This is a genomic window from Chamaesiphon sp. VAR_69_metabat_338 (genome assembly GCF_031423935.1).
GTDB lineage: Bacteria > Cyanobacteriota > Cyanobacteriia > Cyanobacteriales > Chamaesiphonaceae > Chamaesiphon.
In genome coordinates this window covers 1-3,915 of sequence record NZ_JANPGM010000338.1, presented here as the reverse complement: position 1 = coordinate 3,915, position 3,915 = coordinate 1, and the positions used below count along the sequence as shown (strand labels likewise).

Annotated in this window: 7 protein-coding genes; 3 read left to right on the top strand and 4 right to left on the bottom strand. The window is 48.7% G+C overall.

Going from position 1 to position 3,915, the window contains the following annotated elements:
* Nucleotides 1-563 (top strand): molybdopterin dinucleotide binding domain-containing protein (locus tag RMO84_RS09675; protein WP_310488260.1); only part of this gene is annotated, 563 nt, incomplete at its 5' end.
* 86 nt (nt 564-649) lie between these two features.
* On the opposite strand, the gene RMO84_RS09670 is transcribed toward RMO84_RS09675, so the two are convergent.
* Together RMO84_RS09670 and RMO84_RS09665 are read right to left on the bottom strand one after the other, a co-directional pair.
* On the bottom strand, nt 650-1,711 hold the full coding sequence (locus RMO84_RS09670; RefSeq protein ID WP_310488259.1) for a methyltransferase domain-containing protein: 1,062 nt from the start codon (nt 1,709-1,711) through the stop codon (nt 650-652).
* Between the two features lie 49 nt (nt 1,712-1,760).
* Entirely contained in the window at nt 1,761-1,916 is a 156-nt protein-coding gene (locus RMO84_RS09665) for a hypothetical protein (protein WP_310488258.1), read from the bottom strand.
* Nucleotides 1,917-1,952: 36 nt separating this feature from the next.
* On the opposite strand from RMO84_RS09665, the gene RMO84_RS09660 reads away from it, so the two are divergent.
* Nucleotides 1,953-2,450: an HNH endonuclease gene (locus tag RMO84_RS09660; RefSeq protein WP_310488257.1), complete on the top strand. Its 498-nt coding sequence runs from the start codon at nt 1,953-1,955 to the stop codon at nt 2,448-2,450.
* A 108-nt stretch (nt 2,451-2,558) separates the two neighbouring features.
* Entirely contained in the window at nt 2,559-2,888 is a 330-nt protein-coding gene (locus tag RMO84_RS09655; protein WP_310488256.1) for a YlxR family protein, read from the top strand.
* A 98-nt stretch (nt 2,889-2,986) separates the two neighbouring features.
* Here RMO84_RS09655 and RMO84_RS09650 read toward each other — a convergent pair whose 3' ends face one another.
* Complete coding sequence (locus RMO84_RS09650) at nt 2,987-3,667, bottom strand: urease accessory protein UreF (RefSeq protein ID WP_396135818.1); 681 nt, start codon at nt 3,665-3,667, stop codon at nt 2,987-2,989.
* Between the two features lie 103 nt (nt 3,668-3,770).
* Nucleotides 3,771-3,902, bottom strand: coding sequence for a hypothetical protein (locus tag RMO84_RS09645; RefSeq protein WP_310488261.1), 132 nt, complete (start codon nt 3,900-3,902; stop codon nt 3,771-3,773).
* Nucleotides 3,903-3,915 lie beyond the last annotated feature (13 nt).

The following is a 3,915-nucleotide window of genomic DNA, read 5'->3' as shown; positions in this document are numbered from 1 at the left end:
TAGCCGATCCGCGCTACGTGCGGCAACTGATTGCGAGAACTATTCCAGGCTATGAGAAAATCGGCTCGATCGACGAAACTAATGAGGAGTTTACCATCTCTGGGCGGATCGTCACTACCCCTCACTTCAAAACACCGTCTGGTAAGGCAAAGATGTTTGCTACGCCGCTGCCAACGCTGACATTACCAACACCGGCAGACTTTGGGATCGATCGACCGGAGCGCGGTTTGGTATTGGCTTTGATGACCGGGCGCAGTTATTCTCAGCACAATACCGTCGTCTACAAACTCGGCGATAAATATCGCGGGATGCCCCATCGCAACTGCATTCTCGTCAATCGGCTCGATGCCGAAAAAATTGGCGTAGCGGCACACGATCGCGTCACAGTTCAAGGCGATGCTGGCAAGTTAGAGGAAGTCGAAGTCATTTACGGCTCGGTGCGCGAAGGTGCGGCGTTGATGTTCTATCCCGAAGTCAACGTTATTTTCACCGCCCAAACCGAAACTCGATCGGGTACTCCAGCCTATAAACGGGTGCCGGTAGTCGTTTACAGCGATAAATAGTCGATCTTCACATCAGTTAAAACACAAACCCGACTTTTCCAAAAAGTCGGGTTTGTAACAGCACTAGCCAGTTCTCTTAAAAACAACTATGCCAGCGGCTTTTTAGCTACCAAATACTTGCTCATGAAGTGGACTTCTGTCGGCAAGACTTCGGCAAAACCGGCGTTATGCAGCCGTGCGACCAGATTATCATCCATGTAGCTGCGATAATAAGGCTCGTGGAAAGTTTCGTGGAACGCGTGCATCATTGCTTCTAACTCCGGCGAATCGCTCACTTGAATTGAATCGCAAATAATGAACGTGCCACCGGGCTTGAGCACCCGAAAACATTCCGCGATCGCTTGTTGGCGGACGGCTGGCGGCAGTTCGTGAAATAAGAACACGCAAGTAACGGCGTGGAAGTAATTGTCGATATAGGGCAACTCTTCAATATTTCCTTGGAGCAACTGCACCAATTGCCCTGGCAGATCTGCAAGCTGTTCGTTAGCTTTGCGCAGATACGCACCGGACAAATCGACCCCAAACAGCGAAGCCTGGGGCAGCACCGCCCGGACACCCCGCAGCGTGCGCGCAGTGCCACACGCCGCATCCAGAATCCGAATTTGCGTGGGGGGAACATCGCTAAATGTTTTCAAGCCAGCTTTAAGCGGTGCCAAGACCCGCCGCCGCATCGCATCCGCACTACCACCGAACAAAATCTCCACTTGTAAATCGTACAAATTGGCAGACAGATCGCTCAGATAGCCGCCAGTTTGATGGTGAAAATTTTGGACATAGTAGCTAGGATAGTCATTGATTTCGATGCTGCGATCGAAATCTTGATACTTTTTCGAGTCGGCACGTTGCCAGATACTCGGCATATCGGCCACCAATGCCGGGTACTGGCGGAGGTAATCGACCCAGGGTTCGTCAAAGAGCAGGCTGGTTGGATAAATGCCCCGTTCGGCATCTTGCCAGTCTACAGCCTGGATCTCGTTGACGCGCTGCTGGAGCTTGTCGATCAGTTCTGGTGGTACCGGAATCATTGGCAGATCGTTGGGCTTTAGTGCCTTCCGCGCCTGAATGCTGATGGCTTTGTGGGCAAAGCTTAGGTAGCTCTTGCCTTGTTGAAGGGTTTGGTAGGTGATTTTTGTGAGAGTATCGACCATGGTGGCGAAGATTTATCTGCAATCGGTATTGTAAATAAATCTAACGAATCTAGGATAGTTTGTAAATTAAATGCAGTTCGTTTTGAGCTAAATTTAAGTTAAACTTCCGTGTCACACGAGAGCGAGAGGTCGGTAAACCGACCCAGCCAACAGCGGTGGCAGCGGCACTCGCGCCCACAACACTTAATTTAGTTTGTGTTAACATCAGAGGAATAATAGGTCTTAAAATCCTACAGTAAACATGAGCAAAGTGCTGGTGTTAAATGCCTCCTATGAGCCGCTCAACATTACTGGTTGGCGACGTGCAGTCATCTTGATGCTCAAGGGTAAGGCAGAACAGGTCGAACACAATGGCAAGTATTTAGCTAAAGATTTTCCGCTCCCGACGGTGATTCGGCTGCGGCACTATATCACGGTGCCCTATCGTGAAATTCCCCTCACCCGTCGCAATGTGCTCAATCGCGATAGTCATTCGTGTCAATACTGCGGATACAAGGGGGATGGGTTGACCTTGGATCATGTAATTCCGCGATCGCGTGGCGGCCCCGATACCTGGGAAAATTTGATTACGGCCTGTATGCGCTGCAATGTCAAAAAAGGCAATCGCACTCCCAAGGAAGCTAACTTACATCTGGCAACCCAACCGCGCCGACCCTACAGCAGTCTGCACTATGAAGCGGCAACTCAAATTAATAATGGTGCTCATGCCGAGTGGCGTAAATACATTATTGGGATTTAGGCAGCATCTTTCTTGGGGATAAAATGTGTTGTTGTTTTGCGGAGCGGGGAGCGGGGTAAAGACTGCAACTTATCGAATTAGAAACTGCTGTATTGTTCGATCTCACACATGAATGAATTGAAGCCGAACAGCGAAGGTCAAAGAGCGAAAACTGTCAAACACAAGGATTATCGGCGGTGCGTCAGTTGTCGCAAGGTGGCTGCCAGATCGGAGTTCTGGCGAGTGGTCAAGTGTCATCCGACTAATACGATCGCGATCGATCTGGGCGATACCTGGATGCAAGGACGTTCGGCTTATCTGTGTCCGACGGCTAGTTGCTTACAATTAGCACAGAAAAAAAATCGGCTCGGTCGATCGCTCAAAGCCGCAATTCCTGATACTACTTATCAACAATTAGGTACGACCGCATTTTGCAAGTCGAAACATATTAGTGCTTAGTATAGACCGAGGGTACCCTTGGATCTGTGGCGACCGCTAATATTTTCCTATTGGTGCAACATGTGAATACGCTGAAATTCACATGTTGCCGCAACTTCTTAACTCCTAAACAGCCGACTATAGAGAGTTTCATGTTGCATACTGGCCAGAGTAGATCCCCAACTACACGCGTAAAGATCTTCATCAGCTAGATCTAGAATAGTTTGAGATCGCAGCTCGATCGAGTGTTGCAATTGCCATAAAATTTGCTGACCGGCTGTTTGACCGAGGGGAATCGATTTAATCCCGACACTGACTTGATTGGATGTCCAACTGTGTAGGTAAGCGAGAATTGCCGCTCGTCTGTCGATCTGCCAAAATTGTGCGGTGATGCCAAAAGCGATCGCATAATGACAACTATGCTCGATCGATTCGCTCAATGCTTTAATTTCTGGTGTGATTTCGATCGCGAGTTTAATTAAAGAACCACCCATTTGCCAACTTTGCAGTCGCAATTCTTCAGTTTCGCGGGCGGCGGTGAGCCAGTTATTCCAGTAGTTTAATCCTGCGCTATTTAACTGGCAGCAAGCTTGATACGATCGAGCCATAACGGCTGTCTCGATGCCAATTGCCCCAGCCTGTAATTCGCGATCGATCCAAGTTTTCAGAGTCGATCGATCGCCGATCTTGCCTTGTAGAATTAAACTTTCTAAACCCTCAGAATAACTATATCCACCTACGGGCAAAAGTGGACTCGCTAATTGGAGCAGTTGTAATAGTTGTTGGCAATAAATTTGCACGCTCGCGCTATGTCGTAATGATGTTTGACAGGTAAATCCAGATCGATCGTGCTGGAGTCGGTATTTCAATCCTTAATACCAGCACGATTTAAATCTTGAGAAATTAGTGGTGATGACTGTAGGCACCACCTTCAGGACAAAATGGAGCCATCTCCGCAACTACTTGCAAACCTAATTGGAGCGACATTTTCTCCAAGACAGGATCGGGAGCCAACCGAAGATACATCGGTGAGATCTCCAGGCTGACA